General features: G+C 70.5%; 17 protein-coding genes and 1 tRNA gene. 7 read left to right on the top strand and 11 right to left on the bottom strand.

Annotated features, from left to right (window positions below; translation table 11 throughout):
* Nucleotides 1-34: 34 nt before the first annotated feature.
* The 3 genes from IEY20_RS10490 to IEY20_RS10480 form a co-directional block, all read right to left on the bottom strand.
* Nucleotides 35-1,081, bottom strand: coding sequence for an NAD(P)-dependent alcohol dehydrogenase (locus tag IEY20_RS10490; protein WP_175328845.1), 1,047 nt, complete (start codon nt 1,079-1,081; stop codon nt 35-37).
* A gap of 120 nt (nt 1,082-1,201) precedes the next feature.
* Complete coding sequence (locus tag IEY20_RS10485; RefSeq protein ID WP_175328844.1) at nt 1,202-2,221, bottom strand: glycerate kinase; 1,020 nt, start codon at nt 2,219-2,221, stop codon at nt 1,202-1,204.
* Nucleotides 2,222-2,250: 29 nt separating this feature from the next.
* The gene (locus IEY20_RS10480; RefSeq protein ID WP_175328843.1) at nt 2,251-3,366 is read right to left on the bottom strand and encodes an FAD-dependent oxidoreductase; all 1,116 of its coding nucleotides are present in this window, start codon (nt 3,364-3,366) and stop codon (nt 2,251-2,253) included.
* Nucleotides 3,367-3,792: 426 nt separating this feature from the next.
* Here IEY20_RS10480 and IEY20_RS10475 point away from each other — a divergent pair, with 426 nt between their 5' ends.
* The gene (locus tag IEY20_RS10475; protein ID WP_175328842.1) at nt 3,793-4,347 is read left to right on the top strand and encodes a hypothetical protein; all 555 of its coding nucleotides are present in this window, start codon (nt 3,793-3,795) and stop codon (nt 4,345-4,347) included.
* A 10-nt stretch (nt 4,348-4,357) separates the two neighbouring features.
* Nucleotides 4,358-4,564, top strand: coding sequence for a hypothetical protein (locus IEY20_RS10470; RefSeq protein WP_175328841.1), 207 nt, complete (start codon nt 4,358-4,360; stop codon nt 4,562-4,564).
* 123 nt (nt 4,565-4,687) lie between these two features.
* Here IEY20_RS10470 and IEY20_RS10465 read toward each other — a convergent pair whose 3' ends face one another.
* Entirely contained in the window at nt 4,688-4,936 is a 249-nt protein-coding gene (locus IEY20_RS10465; protein ID WP_175328840.1) for an FAD-dependent oxidoreductase, read from the bottom strand.
* Between the two features lie 25 nt (nt 4,937-4,961).
* Nucleotides 4,962-5,035 (bottom strand) — tRNA-Gly (locus IEY20_RS10460).
* A 212-nt stretch (nt 5,036-5,247) separates the two neighbouring features.
* Here IEY20_RS10460 and IEY20_RS10455 point away from each other — a divergent pair.
* Together IEY20_RS10455 and IEY20_RS10450 are read left to right on the top strand one after the other, a co-directional pair.
* Nucleotides 5,248-6,339, top strand: coding sequence for a DUF6177 family protein (locus tag IEY20_RS10455; protein ID WP_175328839.1), 1,092 nt, complete (start codon nt 5,248-5,250; stop codon nt 6,337-6,339).
* Nucleotides 6,329-6,676, top strand: a complete 348-nt coding sequence (locus IEY20_RS10450) for a hypothetical protein (protein ID WP_022903031.1) — start codon at nt 6,329-6,331, stop codon at nt 6,674-6,676. Before IEY20_RS10455 ends, IEY20_RS10450 begins: the two co-directional genes overlap by 11 nt.
* Nucleotides 6,677-6,852: 176 nt before the next feature.
* On the opposite strand, the gene IEY20_RS10445 is transcribed toward IEY20_RS10450, so the two are convergent.
* Both IEY20_RS10445 and IEY20_RS10440 read right to left on the bottom strand, forming a co-directional pair.
* Nucleotides 6,853-8,898, bottom strand: a complete 2,046-nt coding sequence (locus IEY20_RS10445; protein ID WP_188889120.1) for a bifunctional copper resistance protein CopD/cytochrome c oxidase assembly protein — start codon at nt 8,896-8,898, stop codon at nt 6,853-6,855.
* Between the two features lie 158 nt (nt 8,899-9,056).
* Nucleotides 9,057-10,163 (bottom strand): GNAT family N-acetyltransferase, encoded by a 1,107-nt coding sequence (locus IEY20_RS10440; RefSeq protein WP_175328837.1) that lies wholly within the window; start codon nt 10,161-10,163, stop codon nt 9,057-9,059.
* 80 nt (nt 10,164-10,243) lie between these two features.
* Here IEY20_RS10440 and dcd point away from each other — a divergent pair, with 80 nt between their 5' ends.
* The 3 genes from dcd to IEY20_RS10425 all read left to right on the top strand — a co-directional run bounded on the left by dcd (nt 10,244) and on the right by IEY20_RS10425 (nt 11,817).
* Entirely contained in the window at nt 10,244-10,831 is a 588-nt protein-coding gene (dcd, locus tag IEY20_RS10435; RefSeq protein ID WP_022903028.1) for a dCTP deaminase, read from the top strand.
* A 129-nt stretch (nt 10,832-10,960) separates the two neighbouring features.
* Nucleotides 10,961-11,476 carry a helix-turn-helix domain-containing protein gene (locus IEY20_RS10430; RefSeq protein ID WP_175328836.1) on the top strand — a complete coding sequence of 172 codons (516 nt, stop codon included), beginning with the start codon at nt 10,961-10,963 and terminating at the stop codon, nt 11,474-11,476.
* Complete coding sequence (locus IEY20_RS10425) at nt 11,473-11,817, top strand: HepT-like ribonuclease domain-containing protein (RefSeq protein ID WP_022903026.1); 345 nt, start codon at nt 11,473-11,475, stop codon at nt 11,815-11,817. The genes IEY20_RS10430 and IEY20_RS10425 overlap by 4 nt, the downstream gene beginning before the upstream one ends.
* 148 nt (nt 11,818-11,965) lie before the next feature.
* Here the strand turns inward: IEY20_RS10425 and IEY20_RS10420 are convergent, their stop codons facing one another.
* The 4 genes from IEY20_RS10420 to IEY20_RS10405 all read right to left on the bottom strand — a co-directional run bounded on the left by IEY20_RS10420 (nt 11,966) and on the right by IEY20_RS10405 (nt 17,449).
* The gene (locus tag IEY20_RS10420; RefSeq protein WP_175328835.1) at nt 11,966-13,069 is read right to left on the bottom strand and encodes a substrate-binding domain-containing protein; all 1,104 of its coding nucleotides are present in this window, start codon (nt 13,067-13,069) and stop codon (nt 11,966-11,968) included.
* A gap of 88 nt (nt 13,070-13,157) precedes the next feature.
* Nucleotides 13,158-14,450, bottom strand: coding sequence for a multiple monosaccharide ABC transporter permease (gene mmsB, locus IEY20_RS10415; RefSeq protein WP_175328834.1), 1,293 nt, complete (start codon nt 14,448-14,450; stop codon nt 13,158-13,160).
* Nucleotides 14,447-15,970, bottom strand: coding sequence for a multiple monosaccharide ABC transporter ATP-binding protein (mmsA, locus tag IEY20_RS10410; RefSeq protein WP_175328909.1), 1,524 nt, complete (start codon nt 15,968-15,970; stop codon nt 14,447-14,449). The genes mmsB and mmsA overlap by 4 nt, the downstream gene beginning before the upstream one ends.
* Nucleotides 15,971-16,429: 459 nt before the next feature.
* On the bottom strand, nt 16,430-17,449 hold the full coding sequence (locus IEY20_RS10405; RefSeq protein WP_175328833.1) for a LacI family DNA-binding transcriptional regulator: 1,020 nt from the start codon (nt 17,447-17,449) through the stop codon (nt 16,430-16,432).
* Nucleotides 17,450-17,502 lie beyond the last annotated feature (53 nt).

Here is a 17,502-nt window from a genome sequence, read left to right as displayed (position 1 = left end):
CCCGCCACGTGCCTCCCGTCCCTTGCTGCTCGCGTCAGGCGAGCGTGGCCGCGTCGATCACGAAGCGGTAGCGGACGTCCGAGGACAGCACCCGCTCGTAGGCCTCGTTGATCTGGTCGGCGCTGATGAGCTCGGTCTCCGGCAGGATCCCCTTCTCGGCGCAGAAGTCGAGCATCTCCTGCGTCTCGCGGATGCCGCCGATCGCCGAACCCGCCCAGCTGAGCCGGCGCGGGATGAGCGCGAACGCGGGCACCTCGAGCGGCTCCGACGGCGCACCGACGTTGACGAGCGTGCCGTCGACCTTGAGGAGGCCGAGGTAGGCGCCCATCGGGATCTTCGCCGACACGGTGTTGATGATGAGCTCGAACGAGCCCGCGAGCTCCTCGAACGTCGCCGGGTCCTTGGTCGCGTAGTGGGCCTTCGCGCCGTAGCGGAGCGAGTCCTCCTGCTTCGAGGTGGTCTGCGACAGGACGGTGACCTCGGCGCCGAGCGCGACCGCGATCTTCACCGCCATGTGCCCGAGGCCGCCCATGCCGATCACGGCGACCTTGGAGCCGGGGCCGACGCCCCAGTGGTGCAGCGGCGAGTAGGTCGTGATGCCGGCGCAGAGCAGCGGCGCGACCTTCTCGATGTCGAGCGACTCGGGCACGCGGAGCACGAAGTCCTCGTTCACCACGATCGCCTGCGAGTAGCCGCCCTGGGTGATGCTGCCGTCGGCCGGGTCGACGCCGGCGTAGGTCTGGATGTTGCCCTTGAGGCAGTACTGCTCCTCGCCCTTGACGCAGTTCTCGCACTCGCCGCAGGAGTTCACCATGCAGCCGACGCCGACGCGGTCGCCGACCTGGTGCTTGCTGACGTCGGAGCCGACGGCCGAGACGTGGCCGACGATCTCGTGACCGACGACCTGCGGGTACTGGATCTCGCCCCACTCGCCCCGGACGGTGTGGATGTCCGAGTGGCAGATGCCGGCGTAGGCGATGTCGATCTCGACGTCGTTCGGACCGAGGTCGCGGCGGGTGATGGTGGTCTTGACGAGCGGCTCCGTGGCGGACGGGGCAGCGTAGGCGTTGACGGTGCGCAAAGGTCTCCTCGTGGGATGGGTCGTCAGCTGACGGAACCGGTTCCGGCTCCGACGGACCAGTGTGCTCCTGCGCGCTGCGGACAGCGTGGTACCGACGGGGTCCCCCTCCTGTGCGGTTCTTCAGGACATCCGGGCGAGTCGTGTCCCCGCGATCGCGGCGAAGCGCAGCGGATCGCGGAGCGCGTCGTCCGGTTCGCCCGTGGTCTGCGTGGCGATCACGGTCAGCGAGGCCGCGGCGGCGAACGCGTCGAGCGGGGCACCGATCGCGCCGGCCACGAGCACCGTCCGGGCGTCCGGGGCGTGTCGTCCGGCCAGTTCGCGCACGACCGACACGACCTTGCCCGCGGCACTCTGTCCGTCGAACCGTCCCTCGCCCGTGACGACCACGTCCGCACCGACCAGGAGCGTCGGCAGCCCGAGGACCTCCGCGATCCCGTCGGCACCGCGCACGAGGGTCGCACCCCACGTGAGCAGGCCGAACCCGACCCCGCCCGCGGCCCCCGCGCCCGGCGTCGAGGGGTCGACGTGCGGGAAGCGGGCGGCGAACGCGGACAGCCGGGCGTCGAACTCGGCCACCCGGTCGGGTGTGATGCCCTTCTGCGCCCCGAACACGGCTGCGGCGCCGGACGGGCCGACGAGCGGCGAGGTGACGTCGGTCAGGACGGTCACGCCGTCGCGGGGGAGCGGCCGGCCACCGATGACGTCGAGCACGGAGGCGCCGCCGTCCGTGGACGCGCTGCCGCCGATGCCGAGCACGAGCCCGGTCGCGCCCGCGTCGAGCGCCGCGGCGATCGCCTCCCCGAACCCGCGGGAGGTCGCGGTGTCCGGCAGCAGGTGCCCGCCGAGCAGGGGGAGGCCGCTCGTCGCGGCGAGCTCGACCACGCCGCGTCCGTCCGGCAGGCGCAACCACGCGGCGTCGACCGGGTCGCCCGCGGGACCGGTCACCGTCAGCGGCTGCAGCACCGCGTCGGGGAACGCCGCGGCGAAGGCGTCCAGCGTGCCCTCGCCGCCGTCGGCCATCGGCACGACGACGAGGTCGTCGTCGGGACGCTCGGCGCGCCAGCCGTCGGCGATCGCCGCAGCCACGGACGCCGCGGTCGCGGTGCCCTTGAACGAGTCCGGAGCCACCACGATGCGCACCCGACCACCGTAGCGGGACGGGTCCGGCCTCAGCGAGCGAGCGCGAACCGTGGCAGTGGGGTGCCGCCGAGGGCGAGGTCCGCGACGAGCTCGCCGAGGAGGGGCGCGAACTTGAAGCCGTGGCCCGAGAACCCGGTCGCGACGGTGAGCGGACCGCGGCGGTCGATGACGAAGTCCTCGTCCGGCGTGGTGTCGTACAGGCAGCTGATGAACGTCGGCTTCGTCGCGTCCACGCCGGGCACGTACCGCGTCACGTAGGCCTGCAGCCGCTCCGCCTCCGCGGGCACCGGCGCGAAGTCGCGGTGGTCCGGGTCGACGACGGGACCGGTGCCGTGGAAGCCGACCTTCACGCCCTCACCGGGCGTCAGCAGGCCGTAGACCCCGTCGCCCTCGCCCCAGTGCACGAAGCTCGGCCACGCCGCGTCCGGCAGGTGGCTGGGGAAGTGGGCCGGCTGCTCCTGGGTGACGCGGACGGCCGGGAGGCCCGCCCCGCGTCCGGCGAGCAGGGCACCGACCAGCGTGGGGGCCCAGGACCCGACGGCGGCCACCACGGACGCGGTCCGGACCGTCTCGACGTCGACGTCATCGCTGATGAACGACACCGTGGCGTCGTCGCCGTGGTCCTCGATGCCCGTGACGCGTGTGCCGAACCGGAGGTCGGCGAGCCCGGTCCGCTCCGCGAGCGTCAGGAAGACCTCGAGCGCCGCGGCGGACCGGATGCGTCCCGCCGTCGCATGCGCCAGGACGTGCCCTTCGAAGGCGATGCCGGGCCACCGGGCAGCGGCGTCGTCGGGCGAGAGCGTCTCGTGCGGGACACCCGCGTCGGTCAGCGCGGCGGCGATCGCGTCGACGGCATCGGGGCGACCGTGGTCCACGGCGCCGGTCCGGTCGATGAGCGTCGTGCCCGACCGCCGCTCGAGCGTTTCCCACAGGTCCAGTGCCTGCGTGGTGAGGTCCACGTACTCGGCGTCGGCGTACCCCTGCCGGAAGATGCGGCTCGCACCGTGCGACGAACCGCGGTCGTGGCCGCGGCCGTGCTGCTCGAGGAGGAGGACGCGCTCGCCGCGGGCGGTCAGCGCGAACGCCGTCGCGGCGCCGACGATCCCGCCGCCGATGACGACGTGGGTCGTGGAGAGGGAAGCCATGGAGCGAGCGTAGTGCTCGGCGATCGTGGAGCGAGTGACGGGAATCGAACCCGCGCTACCAGCTTGGGAAGCTGGCTCGGCCCCTCTCCGATCATGAGCACCGGCGGGGCGTCGCCGCTCCATCGCCCACGCCCGGCTGCTGCCCCTCAGCCTCGCTGAACCCGCCGCCCAGACCATCGCGCACCGGTCCAGCACCGACCCGTGCACCGGTTCCCTGTCAGCCCGCCACCGCGGGGCACGTCCACGTGGTGCGTGAACGCCTGCGGTGCCCAACCGCCCAGTTCACAGCGACTGAAAGGAAACTCAGTCTGTCCGCCTTTCTGGAACAGTCAAATTTCACGTTTTGACGGCTACCGGATACAGGGCTAGTGTCCTCAGCACCGGAGCAACGATGCTTCGGAAAATCTTCCGCAAGGGGTAACAACAATGCCGAAGTTCCGTACGACGCTGGCCGGTATCACTCTCAGCTCCGCACTCATCGCGGGAAGCCTGCTCATGGCTCCGAGTGCCAACGCCGCCGAAACCCCCCGATCCGCTCCGATCGTGGTCAATGTTTCCGCGACGCACCCGGAAATCACCCTCGAGCTGATCAACCAAGCAATTGCGGATGCTCGGGCAGCGGGTGCGGTCACTGGCGAGAAAGTGCAGTCGGATGGCACTCGCACCGTCACGATCGACGCTGGTAACGGCTTCACGCTGGACCTCAACGAGACAAACCCGCAGCAGCGCCTTTCGGCTGGCTCAGACAGCTACGGCGGTGTCTACGTCGGATTCAATTCGTTCGATCAGAACCTGATCATCAGTGGAGCCGCTGCCGGTCTGACCGCTGGCATCTGCGTCCTCGGCCCAGCCGTGTGCGCGGTCGCGACCATTGCCATCACCATCGCGACCGTTGCCGTCTCGACCAGTGGCGGCGTACGGTGCGGCACCAAGTCGCTGCGCGTCTACCCCGTGTCGAACAAGAACCCCCGCTGCGCCTGAGGAGGACAGCATGACCAAGCTTCTCAGTAACCCAGTGTTTGCCATCGCCGTCACCATCGGCCTGCTGATCGTCGGTGCCGCCGTGGCGGCGGCGACGGTCGGGACACCCGATCAGATCGCCGGATCGTTCGCGGTCGCCCTCGCTGCCGGAGCTGGCGGATGCTACGTCGGCACGACCATTCGGCATCGCCGCCGGAGTCGACAGCAGCACCACTGACGCACCACGAGCGCCCCGTGCGTCCGCCGACGTTCATCGCCACCCTTCGCCGGGCGTCATGTCGGAGTTCTGAGGGTCGATTTGCACTGTCGGATGCGCGACTCAACCGCGGAGCATGCGAGGTCATGGCCTCCGGCTCGGCGCGATGGACGCGAGAAGAGTGTTCTCGAGCAGCACCCGATCACCGGAGCGACGGTGCGCCGGGTGCTGCGGTGAGTTCGCCCACGTGCAGCAGGCTTGTCGGCTGCTGCGCGCCGCCTTCACCAGTCGGAAGTGTCGTGCCCGACCGCCGCGGGCGGTCAGCGCGAACGCCGTCGCGGCGCCGACGATCCCGCCGCCGATGACGACGTGGGTCGTGGGGAGCGGAGTCATGAGCGAGCGTAGTGCTCGGCGATCGTGGAGCGAGTGACGGGAATCGAACCCGCGCTACCAGCTTGGGAAGCTGGAGTTCTACCATTGAACTACACTCGCGCATCCCGCTCGGCGGGACGTCGACAACCCTACCGGATTCTCCGCTGGAAGCCAGCCGGACGCGCTCCGGGGGCTGCGGGGCGGCCGCGATCCGTGCCTCCAGGCCGGTGTCCGTGTAGGCGCTGTGAGCCGCCCTCCGTGACGGACAGGTGTCGTGCTCGTGTGTACCGTCCAGGGGGATCCGACCGAGTGACGACCCGAGGAGGAACCGGATGGTCAGGCATCCCCTCATCGACGACGTGGTCGGCCCGGCGCTCGTGGTGGACTCGGCATCGTCGGTGGTGTGGCTGACCGACGCGTTCGCCTCGCTGCTCCGCCGCGCCTCGGCCGCGGGCCGGACCGTGGTGCTGCGGACGGGCCCCGGCGCCGCGCTGACACCGGCACTCCGGCACGCCCTCGGTGCGCACGGTGCCGCCTGGGCCGTCGCCGACCACGACGGCACCCTCCGCGACGGCCGGACCGGCGCCGCGGCCTCCGGCATCGAGGACTTCGTGCACCGGGGTCCCGAACTGGTCGGGACCCCGTCGCCCGAGCACCCGGTGTCGTCGGACTCCGTGCGGCAGGTCAGCATCGACCTCACCCTCCGGCACCACGAGGGCCGAGCGGTCGACATGGGCTCGGCGATCGAGGCCCTCTGCGACACCGTCGGCGCGTGCCCGACGCGGTGGGGGACCGCCGAGCCGTTGACCGTCCCGTGGGACCGGTGGGTGGTGACGCAGTACGCGAAGCACGAGGCGCCCGCGGTCTCCACGTCCTACGCGATCGGCGACGGCTTCTCGGCGACCATGACCGCGCACCTGCTGGACGGGGTCGTCATCGAGACGATGTCCGCCGTGCTCACGGTGCCGGAGGAGCACGCCGACCCCTCGCTCGCGCCGCGCATGTTCGATGCCGTGCAGCGGGTCGCCGACCAGGTCGAGCCCGTCTTCGGCGTGGTGATGCAGCGCCGCGGCGACGCCGACCACCTCGTCCGCGCCGTGTCGCACGGGGAGCCGTCGCCGCTCGCCGTCGTCGTCGGTCCCGAGGCCGCCGAGTTCCTCGACCGTGACGGGGTGTGGCCGCCACCGCGGACCTCGACCACGACCTTCGGGACGCGTGGACGTCACGCGGACGACGACGCCGCCGACGGAACCGACGCGGGGCTCATCGTCCGCTTCGAGGACGGGTGGGAGGCGCTCGAGGCCTTCCTGGACCGCATCGACGAGGACCGCTTCCTGCAGCTGGTCGGCGGCGCACCGCTCGACCCCGCGCACGAGGACGGCCACGTGGGCGCTCCGGTCAGCGGAGGTCCCGGTGCCGCGTGACGTGACGCTCCTCTGCCGGCAGCCGGTGGAGATCCGCGACGTCGCCGAGGCGCTGCTCATGCACGACGAGACCTGGGGCGTCCGAGCCCTCGACGACGGCCCCGTGCTGCAGGTCTGCCGCGACGCGACCCACCCGGTGCTCACCGTGCTCGGGGTGCGGCGGGTGGACGCCTTCGACGAGGTCGAACGGATCCTGCCGGAGGCGCCGACGCTCGAGGTGCCGCTGTGGTGGGTCGACGTGGTGACCCCGGCCGGGCCGGACGGCGAGTCGGGGATCTCCGCGGCACTCGAGGCCGCGATGGACCTCGACGCCGTCTGCCTCGTGCACGGCGACTGAGCCCGGGCCGTCGGGGCTCGCGTGGCCCGCGGCCGGAGTCGCGGTGCGGTGCGGTGCGGCGTCGATCGTCTTCGCACAACCGAAAGCGAACCGAACCAGCGCGATCATCGGCGCGAACTGACTTTGGTTGTGCGAACGCGAAAGCGAACGCGAACGCGAACCGCGCCGCCCGCCGCTCAGTCCCGGTCGTGCATCGCGGCGAGCCGCTCGTTGTACGCCCTGAGGTCGGCGTCGCCGTCGCGGTCGGCCTTCCGGTCGAGCCGCTTGGCGTCACGCGTGTCCGACCGCACCCAGTTCCGCACCACGAGCAGTGCGACGAAGACCATCGGGAGCTCGCCGGCACCCCAGGCGATCCCGCCGCCGGTGTGCTGGTCGGCCAGGAGCGCGGCGTCGTTCGTCTGCCCGAGCGCGTGGAACCAGTCGACCGCGAACACGGACTCGGACGTCATGACGGCCACGCCGAAGAACGCGTGGAACGCCAGCGTCGCGAGCAGCGCGATGATGAGGATGGGGTACTGCGGCCGGGCGGGACCGGGGTCGACGCCGACGAACACCCAGAAGAACAGGTAGCCGCTCAGGACGAAGTGCACGACCATCACGACGTGCCACTCGTGCGACTGCATCGCGTACTCGAAGGCCGGCGTGAAGTAGAACACCACGAGGGAGCCGGCGAAGACCACCCCGGCGACCGCGGGCTTCGCCATGAACTGCATGTACCGCGAGTGCACGAACAGCATGAGCCACTCGCGGGCGCCGCGCGAGCCGTCGTTGCGGACCGGCAGGGTCCGCAGGGCGAGCAGCACCGGCCCGCCGAGCACGAGGGGCAGCGGCACGAACATCATGAGCAGCATGTGCTGCACCATGTGCGACGAGAAGTGGATCATGCCGTACACGGCCGGTCCGCCCGAGGTCGTCCAGATGAAGAGCGCGCAGCCGACGAGCCACGCGATCGTCCGGCCGACGGGCCAGGAGTCGCCGCGCTTCCGGAGCTTCCGCACCGCGAGCAGGTACCAGACGGCCCCGGTCACGGCGAGCGCGGCCCACACCCAGTCCCAGTGCCACTCGGTGAAGTACGTGTGCAGGGTCTGCGTCGGCGGGTACGGGTAGCCGATGAGCCCGGAGCGGGTGTCGTCGCCGGTCTCGGGGGTCTGGGGGATCGGCGGCTGCGAGCGGGACACCGCCACCGAGACGCCGATCGCCACGGCCATGAACACGATCTCGGCGAGCGCGAACCGGGTGAACGCCCGGCGGTCGAGCGGTGACCGGAGCAACGCCGGCACGAGCCGTCGGCGCTGCACGACCCCCGCGAGCCCGAGCAGCACGAGGATGACGGCCTTCGTCGTGATGAGCCAGCCGTACGGCGTGGTGACCAGGTCGAGCGGGCCGGTGAGACGCAGCGACGCGTTCACGATCCCGGAGAACGCGACGGCCCCGAAGGACCAGCCGGCCAGGGTCGAGTACCGCGACACGACACGACCGGTCGCACCCTTCGTGCGGGTGCGCAGGAGCAGCACTGCGACGAGGCCACCCGCCCAGACGCACACGCCGACGAGGTGCACCGCGAGCGAGTTCACAGCGTTCGCGTGCTCGAGCGACCCGGCGGCGTGGCCGGACAGTGCGAGGGGGAGCAGCGCGAAGAGCGCGAGGACGGTCGCGACGGCCAGGGTCGTCACCCGGGTCGCGAACGTGGCGACGACGGTCGCGAGCAGGACCGCCGCCGCGGAGACCACGAGCGCCTGCCCGATCTCGACCTGGAAGGCGAAGAGCAGGAAGTTGCGCGCGAACACCGGGGAGGTCAGCGGCACGCCGAGCGTGTTCGCCCCGGTGAGCACGATGCCGACGACCGCGGCCAGGAACCACACGCTCCCGGTCGCTGCCGCCCACCGGGTGGCCCGGTGCTGCACGCTCGCGACGGCCCCGTGGTCCTGCTTGCGTGCCGGCAGCGCGAACGCCGCGACGATGAGCAGGCCGATCGTCACCGCCGCCATCGTGTCGTGCACCGCGCGCGCGACGGGCAGGCCGTAGGTGACGAGGTCGCCGGCGGAGACGAGCTGCTGGTCGGAGCCGAACGCGCCGGTCAGCACCATGCCGAGGACGGCGAGGGCTGCGGCGAGGGGGACGGCGATCACCAGGACCGTCGCGACGGTGGACGTGCGCGCGGTGACGGGCGCCGATTCCGGCGCCGCGCCTCCGGACGGGGGTGCGGAGGACGTGACGGTCATGACCGTCCCATGGTAAGCGCCCCAGCCTGGGCCCACGCCGCCGGTTCCCGGGCGACGCGCCAGCGGCGTCCGGGCCGTGCCGGTGGGGAGGGGCGCGGTGTGCGTCCGCCGCGCCGGCTGCGGTCCGGCACAGTCCGGGGCGGACGGGCTCGGCCGCCTCAGTCCCGGTGCTCCCAGATGCCCTCGCTGCCGACGCCGACGAACCCGACGGCCTCGTTCACGTCGAGCATCGGCCGGTTCTCCTCGGCGTTGAAGGTGATGATCGACGGGCGCCCGGGGAACGCCTGTTCGACGGACGCGATCCCCTCGACCTTGAGCAACCACCCGAGCCGGTGTCCCCGGTGCTCCCGGAGCACGAGCGTGTCCCACTGCATGACCGCCCGACCGGGGTCGTCCGGGACGGCGAGCTGCGAGAACCCGACGAGCGACCCGGAGGCGACGTCCTCCACGGCGACCGTCACCATCGTCCGCGGGGCCAGGTCGAACTCGGCCTCCTGCTCACGGAGGCGGTCGGCGTCCCAGACGTCCTCCGGCTCCTCCATGTCCCCCTCGGGTGCGTCGGTCGACATCCGCGTGCGCAGCAGGGCGACGCCGTCGAGCCAGCGCTCGGGAGTGCGCCCCGTCCACCGGTGCGTCCGGTACGCGTCCCCGGCGGCCGACACCGCTCGCGCCCGCGCCGCGCCGACCACCGCGACGTCTGCCGGCAGCGCGAGCCGACTGATCCGGTTCACCTGCCCGAACCGCCACCCGCGGCGGGTGAGGAAGCGGACCCCTGCCTCGTCGGCGGGGACCGCGCCGTGGCCCGTCGGCGCCTGCAGGAACCCGTCGCCCGACGCGGGGCCGACCTGCCGCGACACCGCGTACGTCTTCCACTGCGTCCGACCCTGCTCCCGTGCGATCCGCTCGACGTGGTCGGCCAGCAGGCTGCCCACGCCGCGGCCCTGGTGCGCCGGGTCGACGCCGACGGCGAGCCAGCAGTTCGTCGTCCCCGGTTCCTCCTTCGAGTCGTACGAGGCCGCGCCGACGACCGTGCCCGAGGCGTCCCGCGCGACGAAGAGCCGGCTCGGGGCGCCGGGTGTGTGGCACATCGGCAGGTACTCGTCGGCGGTCCAGGCCAGCTCGGGGAGCCCGTGCACGGCGGCCTCCGCACGGTCGGACACCGCGAGCCATGCCCGGAAGGCCGCCACCCGGGCGGGGTCGTCGTGCATCGTGGTGGGGACGTCGAGCTCCTCGACGGTGTACGGCGGTCGGCCGGCGGTCGTCATCGTCCTGCTCCTGTTCGCTCCCCGACCCTGGGCAGCCTGACAGGATATCGATGCGGTCCCCCGGCCGCTAGGCTTCCAGCGTGCTGCTCTCCGACCGTGACATCACCGCCCAGCTCGCCGACGGACGCATCGGGCTCGACCCGTACGACGCGTCGCTCGTGCAGCCCTCGAGCATCGACGTCCGGCTCGACAAGTACTTCCGGCTGTTCGACAACCACAAGTACCCCCACATCGACCCGGCCGAGGACCAGCCCGAGCTCACCCGCCTGGTGGAGACCGACCCGGACGAGGCGTTCGTCCTGCACCCGGGGGAGTTCGTGCTCGGGTCGACGTTCGAGGTCGTCAGCCTGCCGGACGACATCGCGGCGCGCCTCGAGGGCAAGAGCTCGCTCGGACGCCTCGGTCTGCTGACGCACTCGACGGCCGGCTTCATCGACCCGGGCTTCTCGGGCCACGTGACGCTCGAGCTCTCGAACGTCGCGACCCTGCCGATCAAGCTCTGGCCGGGCATGAAGATCGGGCAGCTCTGCTTCTTCCAGCTCTCCAGCCCCGCCGAGAAGCCGTACGGCTCGGCCGAGTACCAGTCCCGCTACCAGGGGCAGCGGGGCCCGACGGCGTCCCGGTCGGCGCAGAACTTCCACCGGACGGACGTCTCCACGCGCGACTGACCGCAGAAGCATCGACTGACCGCAGAAGCATCGACGCTCCGCGATATAGCAGGAGCAATCCCAGCAGTGCATTGTGGCGAACCGCAGTGCATGGGTCGCAACATTTCGCATTCTGTGTATCGTGGCCGCATGTCCGCAGTCCTCCCCAAGCCCGCGCCGCCAGTGTCGGCGGCCGAGCTCATCCGTGGCGCCCGCGTCCGCGCGGAACTGACCCAGGTGCAGCTCGCCGTCCGGGCCGGCGTCACGCAGAGCGTCATCAGCACCTACGAGAACGGTCGTCGTGACCCGTCTCTGGCGGCGCTGCAGCGGCTGCTGCGCGCAGCCGGCTTCACGGCGACCATCGAACTCGAGCCGATCGAGGAGCCGCCGCCGCTGCGGGAACGGGTCGCCGCCGCCCGGTCCGAGCTCCGCGACATCGTGCACCGGTTCGGTGGCCGGAACCCGCGCCTCTTCGGGAGCGTCGCGCGGGGTCAGGACGGGCCGGAGAGCGACGTCGACCTCATGGTGGACCTCGGGACGGGTCTCGGGATCTTCGCGCTGATGCGGATGCAGGACGAGGCCGAACAGCTGCTGTGCGCCCGGGTCGACGTGGTCGACGCCGCCGGGATGGACCCGCGGGTCGTGCGGGAGGCGGTCCCACTGTGACCCGGGGGACGGGGGAGCGCCTGGACGACGTCGTCCGGGCGTGCGAGCTGATCCGCGGCTACGTCGGTGACGACGCGCTCCCGGAACTGCTCGTGTACGACGCCGTGCGGATGCGACTCGTCGAGATCGGCGAGGCGGTGCGCATGCTGCCGGACGAACTGACCGCCGCCGAGCCGAGCATCCCGTGGCGGAAGGTCTCGCTCCTCGCCGAGCGGCTCACCCGGCGTTCGTTCGACACCACGCCCGCGGTGGTCCTCGGCACCGCGCGGACCGACGTCCCGCACCTCTGCGCGGCGGCTCGGCGCCTGCGGGCGGCCCACGCCGACGACGTGGCCGTCTGACGGCCGGGAGGCGCGGGGCGGGCCGGCACCGTGCCTCCCGGCCGGTGCGTGGTCGCGCCGGGAGCAGTCGTGGTGTGGACGCGGGACGGCCCCGTCTCGCGGTGCGAGACGGGGCCGTCCGTGTGCTGTGTGTGCGGCAGTGCTGCGATCAGCCCTGCTTGGCGAGCTGCTCGAGCGTGTCGTTGCCCTTGTAGGCCTCGACCGCGTTGTCCTTCGTGACGAGGATCGGGGTGAGCTCGACCGTCGGGACGACCTTCACGCCGTTGTCGTTGTTCTTGTCGGAGACCGTCTTCGGGGTCTTGCCGTCAGCGAGGTCCGACACCAGGTCGATGGCGGCCTGGGCCTCCTCCGTGGTGTTCTTGTAGATCGTCGAGTACTGCGTGCCCTTCATGATGAGCGGGATCGACGCGGTCTCGGAGTCCTGACCGGTGATGACGGGGGTGTCCTTGCCCGCGGCCTTCGTCGCGGTCAGGATCGCCCGGGCGAGGGTGTCGTTCGGCGAGAGGACGCCGTCGAGCTTGGTGCTGCCCGAGTAGTACTGCGAGAGGAGGTCCGTCATGCGCGACTGGGCGTTCTGCGCGAGCCAGCCCTTGGTCTGGACCTTCTGGAAGGTCTCCTGGCCGGACACGACCTTGACCGTGCCGTCCTTGATCTTCGGCTCGAGCACGTCCATCGCACCGTTGAAGAAGACGGTCGCGTTGGCGTCGTCAGCCGAACCCGCGAAGAGCTCGATGTTGTAGGGGCCGTCGCCCTTCTTGGCCTTGAGGCCGTCGAGGAGCGCCTGCGCCTGGAGCTGGCCGACCTTGAAGTTGTTGAACGCCACGTAGTAGTCGACGTTCTTCGTGTTCAGGATGTTGCGGTCCCAGGCGGTGACCGTGGCGCCCTGCGCCTTGGCCGCCTTGACCTGCGAGCCGAGCTGCGAGCCGTCGGCCGCACCGATGATGACGGCCTTGGCGCCCTTGGTGACCATGCTCGAGATCTGCGACTGCTGGTCGGGGACCGGGTTGCCGGCGTTGGCGTACTGGATGTCGGCCTTGAAGCCGGCGTCCTCGATCGACTTCTTGAACGCGGCGCCCGCGAGCACCCAGTTCTGCGAGGTCTTCGCCGGCAGCGCGACGCCGATGAGGTCGCCCTTCTTGATGGTCGCACCCGAGCTGCTGCCCGAGTCCGAGGTTCCGCGTGCGGAGCAGCCGCTGAGGGCGAGGCCCGCGACGAGGGCCAGACCGATGCCGGCGATGAGCTTCTTGCGCATGAGATTGCTTTCTCTTCGTTGAGGGGTTGGTGCTGTGGTGATGGGGATTCGTGCGCCGGGCGGACGGGTGCCCGCCCGGCGCCACGTGCTACTGGACGTTGACCTTCTCCGGCTGGTCCTCGATGGACCGCGGCTGCTGGGCAGCGACCGTGTTCTGCTCGGTGTCCTTGCGCTGGAACTGGCGCATCATGCCGCCGATCAGCGAGGGACGACCCTGGGACTTGGAGTAGACGTCGAATGCGACGGCGACGAGCAGGACGAGACCACGGATGATCTGGACCTTGTTCGACTCGATGCCCATGAGCTGGAGGCCGTTCGACAGGAGCGCCATGACGAGACCACCGATGATGGAGCCCGAGATGGTGCCGATGCCACCGGCGACCGCGGCGCCACCGACGAACACGGCGGCGATCGCGTCGAGCTCCCAGCCGGTGCCGTCCGCGGGGCCCGAGGCGTTCGAGTACCCGACGAAGACCATGCCGGCGATGGCGGCGAGGACCGACATGTTCGCCATGACGAAGAAGTTGACCTTGCGGGCGCTGACGCCGGAGAGGACGGCCGCGTTCGAGTTGCCGCCGACCGCGTAGACCTGGCGACCGAAGATCGTGTTCTTCGTGATGAAGCCGTAGAGGATCGTGAGGACGCCGAGGATGATCGCGACGATCGGGACCGAGGTGCCGACCGGGCCGGCGCCGAACAGGTAGGTCGCGATGAGCGTGACGACGACGAGCACACCGGTGCGGACCACGGAGACCCACAGCGGCGGGACCTCGGCCTGCATCTTGCGACGGCGGGCGCGGCCGCGGATCTCGATGATGATGAGCGCGATGATCGTCACGAGGCCGAGCAGCAGTGTGCCGTTCGAGTAGCCGAAGTCGGGGCCGAAGTCACCGAGGAAGCCCGCGCCGATGCCGTTGTAGGAGTCCGGCGTCGGCACCGAGGTCGACTGGCCGATGATCTGGTTCGCGCCGCGGAAGATGAGCTGACCGGCCAGCGTCACGATGAACGCGGGGACCCGGACGAACGCCACCCAGAAGCCCTGCCACGCGCCGACGAGCGCGCCGACGCCGAGGCCGAGCAGGATCGCCGCCCAAGCGGGCCACTGCCAGACGGACATCGACTGCGCGACGATGATGCCGACGAACGCCGCGACCGAACCGACCGAGAGGTCGATGTGGCCCGCGATGATCACCATCACCATGCCGAGCGCGAGGATGAGGATGTAGGAGTACTGCAGGAACAGGTTGATCACGTTGGTGGGCTCGAGGATGAGCCCGTTCGTGCGCCATGCGAAGAAGGCGACGATCACGATCAACGCGATGATCATGCCGTACTGGCCGATGCTGTTGCCCTTGCCGAAGAGCAGTCTGAGGTTCTTCATGAGACGAGTGCGCCCTTCCGCGCGGAGGTCATGCTGCGCATGAGGGTTTCGGGGTCTGCCTGGTCCGCGGGGACGTCGGCCGTGATCTGGCCCTCGAAGATCGTGTAGATCCGGTCCGAGAGGCCGAGGAGTTCGGGGAGCTCGGAGGAGATGAGGATGATGCCCTTCCCCTCCGCCGCGAGCTGCTGGATGATGCCGTAGATCTCGAACTTCGCGCCCACGTCGATGCCGCGGGTCGGCTCGTCGAGGATGAGCAGGTCGGGGTCGGTGAACATCCACTTCGACAGGACGACCTTCTGCTGGTTCCCGCCGGAGAGCTTGCCGACGTTCTCCTCGACCGTCGGCACCTTCGTGCGGAGCAGCTTCCGGTAGCGCTCGGCGACGCTGTACTCCTCGAGGGAGTCGACGACGCCGGCCTTCGAGATCTTCGGCAGGTCCGCCGAGACCGTCGACCGCTTCACCGTGTCGAGCAGGTTGAGACCGAGCGCCTTGCGGTCCTCGGAGACGTAGCCGATGCCGTTCTCGATCGCCTGCTGGACGTTCGCGACCTTGATCTCGCGGCCGTCCTTGACGATCTCGCCGCCGAGCCAGGTGCCGTACGACCGACCGAAGATGCTCATCGCGAGCTCGGTCCGGCCGGCGCCCATGAGGCCGGCGAAGCCGACGATCTCGCCGCGCTTGACGTGGAAGTTCGAGCCCTTGCATACCAGGCGCGACGGGTCGAGCGGGTGCTGCACGGTCCAGTTGCGGACCTCGAAGAAGGTCTCGCCGATCTTCGGGGTGCGGTCCGGGAAACGGCTCTCGAGCGAGCGGCCGACCATGCCGCGGATGATGCGGTCCTCGTTGACGCCGTCGCCCTTCACGTTGAGGGTCTCGATCGTCTTGCCGTCACGGATGATCGTGATCTCGTCCGCGATCTGCTCGATCTCGTTGAGCTTGTGGCTGATGATGATGCTCGCGATGCCCTTGGACTTCAACCCGACGATGAGGTCGAGCAGGTGCTGCGAGTCGTTCTCGTTCAGCGCCGCGGTCGGCTCGTCGAGGATGAGGAGCTTGACGTCCTTGTGCAGGGCCTTGGCGATCTCGACGAGCTGCTGCTTGCCGACGCCGATGTTCTTGATCTGCGTGTCCGGGTCCTCGTCCAGGCCGACACGGGCGAGCAGGTCCTGGGCGCGGAGTTGGGCGCTCGTCCAGTCGATCACACCGAACTTCGACGGCTCGTTCCCGAGGAAGAGGTTCTCGGTGATCGAGAGCTCCGGGATGAGCGCGAGCTCCTGGTGGATGATGACGATGCCGGCCTGCTCGGACTGCTTGATGTCCTTGAACCGGACCTCTTCGCCCTCGTAGACGATCTCGCCGTCGTAGGTGCCGTACGGGTACACGCCCGACAGCACCTTCATCAGGGTCGACTTGCCGGCACCGTTCTCGCCGCAGATCGCGTGGATCTCGCCGGCACGGACGGTGAGCGACACCTCGGAGAGGGCCTTCACGCCCGGGAACTCCTTGGTGATCGACCGCATCTCGAGGATGGTCTCGGCTGCGGTCACCGACCTCGTCGCGAGGGGGTCCTCGACCTGGTCGGGGCCCTGTGGGGTTGACGCCACGGTGCATCTCCTTCTGCCGCTCCAGCGCGGCAGTCATTCGGGTTGACACTGCGGCAGCGGGGGCGCAGTCACCTGCGTGGACCCCGTTGTCGCGTCCGGTGCCCCTGCCGTGTGACGGTCCATGTGAACGGTCACATCGGCTGGAACGGGGGCAATCCTACGCACAGGGGTCCCGATGCTGTCAATTCGTCTTTGTCGCGTTTGTGTAACGGCCCGCGTCGAGCGGCGGAACGCGCCGCGTCACGTCCCCCGGTGTGGGGTGGTGCGGCGCGCGGATGCGGACTTCCGCACGGTCCGGCCGGGAGGCGCGGGGCGGCCCCGGCATGCGCCTCCAGGCCGTCGCGTGGGCGCGTCGGCGACTGCTGCCAGGGCGCGTCAGCGGGAGCGCGGCGCGCTCGTCGAGCCGCGGACGACGAGCTGCGGCACGATGTCGATCGGCCGGAGCTGCTCGTCGTCCCGGGGGAGCAGGAGGTCCACGCAGCGCCGCCCGAGCTCGGCGAAGTCGACCTGCACGGTCGTCAGCGGCGGCCAGAAGTGCTTCGCCTCGGGGATGTCGTCGTAGCCCACCACCGAGAGGTCGCCGGGGACGTCCAACCCGTAGGAGCGCGCGGCGTGCATGAGCCCGAGCGCCATCTGGTCGTTCGAGCAGAACACCGCGGTGCAGTCCCGCCAGCGGAGGAGCTCCCGGCCGGCGTGGTAGCCGAAGTCGGCGGTCCAGTCCCCGAGGATCGGCGCCACGACGGGCATGTCGCGATCGGACATCTCCCGGAGGAAGCCCTGCATCCTCGCGTCCGCCTCGATCCAGTCCTGCGGCCCGGCGATGTGCCGGACGTACTCGTGCCCGAGGTCGAGCAGGTGCGCGGTGGCGAGCCGGGCGCCCTCCATCTGGTCCACCCAGAGCGCGGTGGGGTCCTCGCCGACGCTCGCGCGCATCGTGACGTAGGGCGTCCGGATGCCAAGCTCCTCGATGAGGTCGAACACCTTCTGCTGCGGGGCGATCACGACGATGCCCTCGACGTCGAGGTCGAGCAGACGCTGGATGCTCTCGCGCACCGCCTCGTCGGTCGTCTCGGTCAGGGTCGAGGTCGTGACGTTGTACCCGCGGGCGACCGCCGCGTCCTCGATCGCCTGCAACGCGACCGCGGGTCCGTAGTGGGCGCGGCGTGCGGTCAGGACCCCGATGGTGTGCGTCCGGCTCGTCACCAGCGCCCGCGCGGCCCGGTTCGGCCGGTACTGCAGTTGCTCCATCGCCGCGAGGACCCGGTCGCGCGTCTCGGCGCGGATGGCGTCGGAGTTGTTCAGGACCCGCGAGACCGTCTGGTGCGAGACCCCGGCGACCCGTGCGACGTCGCGGATGCTGGGCGCACGCGACTGCTGTGCTCGCGTCGACGCCATTGCTGCTCATTCCCGCCCGGTGTCGTGGCACGTCGATGTGCACGTTCACATTC

This window comes from Curtobacterium luteum (assembly GCF_014646995.1).
Classification (GTDB): Bacteria; Actinomycetota; Actinomycetes; order Actinomycetales; family Microbacteriaceae; genus Curtobacterium; species Curtobacterium luteum.
This window is presented reverse-complemented; position numbering and strand designations above follow the sequence as displayed.

What these genes read in the sequence shown, in the direction of transcription:
- IEY20_RS10465 (WP_175328840.1), bottom strand. Translation starts at nt 4,936, where the DNA reads ATGACTCCGCTCCCCACGACCCACGTCGTCATCGGCGGCGGGATCGTC.
- IEY20_RS10470 (WP_175328841.1), top strand. Translation starts at nt 4,358, where the DNA reads ATGACCAAGCTTCTCAGTAACCCAGTGTTTGCCATCGCCGTCACCATC.
- mmsB (WP_175328834.1), bottom strand. Translation starts at nt 14,450, where the DNA reads ATGAAGAACCTCAGACTGCTCTTCGGCAAGGGCAACAGCATCGGCCAG.
- IEY20_RS10480 (WP_175328843.1), bottom strand. Translation starts at nt 3,366, where the DNA reads ATGGCTTCCCTCTCCACGACCCACGTCGTCATCGGCGGCGGGATCGTC.
- IEY20_RS10420 (WP_175328835.1), bottom strand. Translation starts at nt 13,069, where the DNA reads ATGCGCAAGAAGCTCATCGCCGGCATCGGTCTGGCCCTCGTCGCGGGC.
- mmsA (WP_175328909.1), bottom strand. Translation starts at nt 15,970, where the DNA reads ATGCGGTCGATCACCAAGGAGTTCCCGGGCGTGAAGGCCCTCTCCGAG.
- IEY20_RS10445 (WP_188889120.1), bottom strand. Translation starts at nt 8,898, where the DNA reads ATGACCGTCACGTCCTCCGCACCCCCGTCCGGAGGCGCGGCGCCGGAA.
- IEY20_RS10455 (WP_175328839.1), top strand. Translation starts at nt 5,248, where the DNA reads ATGGTCAGGCATCCCCTCATCGACGACGTGGTCGGCCCGGCGCTCGTG.
- IEY20_RS10405 (WP_175328833.1), bottom strand. Translation starts at nt 17,449, where the DNA reads ATGGCGTCGACGCGAGCACAGCAGTCGCGTGCGCCCAGCATCCGCGAC.
- IEY20_RS10430 (WP_175328836.1), top strand. Translation starts at nt 10,961, where the DNA reads ATGTCCGCAGTCCTCCCCAAGCCCGCGCCGCCAGTGTCGGCGGCCGAG.
- IEY20_RS10475 (WP_175328842.1), top strand. Translation starts at nt 3,793, where the DNA reads ATGCCGAAGTTCCGTACGACGCTGGCCGGTATCACTCTCAGCTCCGCA.
- IEY20_RS10440 (WP_175328837.1), bottom strand. Translation starts at nt 10,163, where the DNA reads ATGACGACCGCCGGCCGACCGCCGTACACCGTCGAGGAGCTCGACGTC.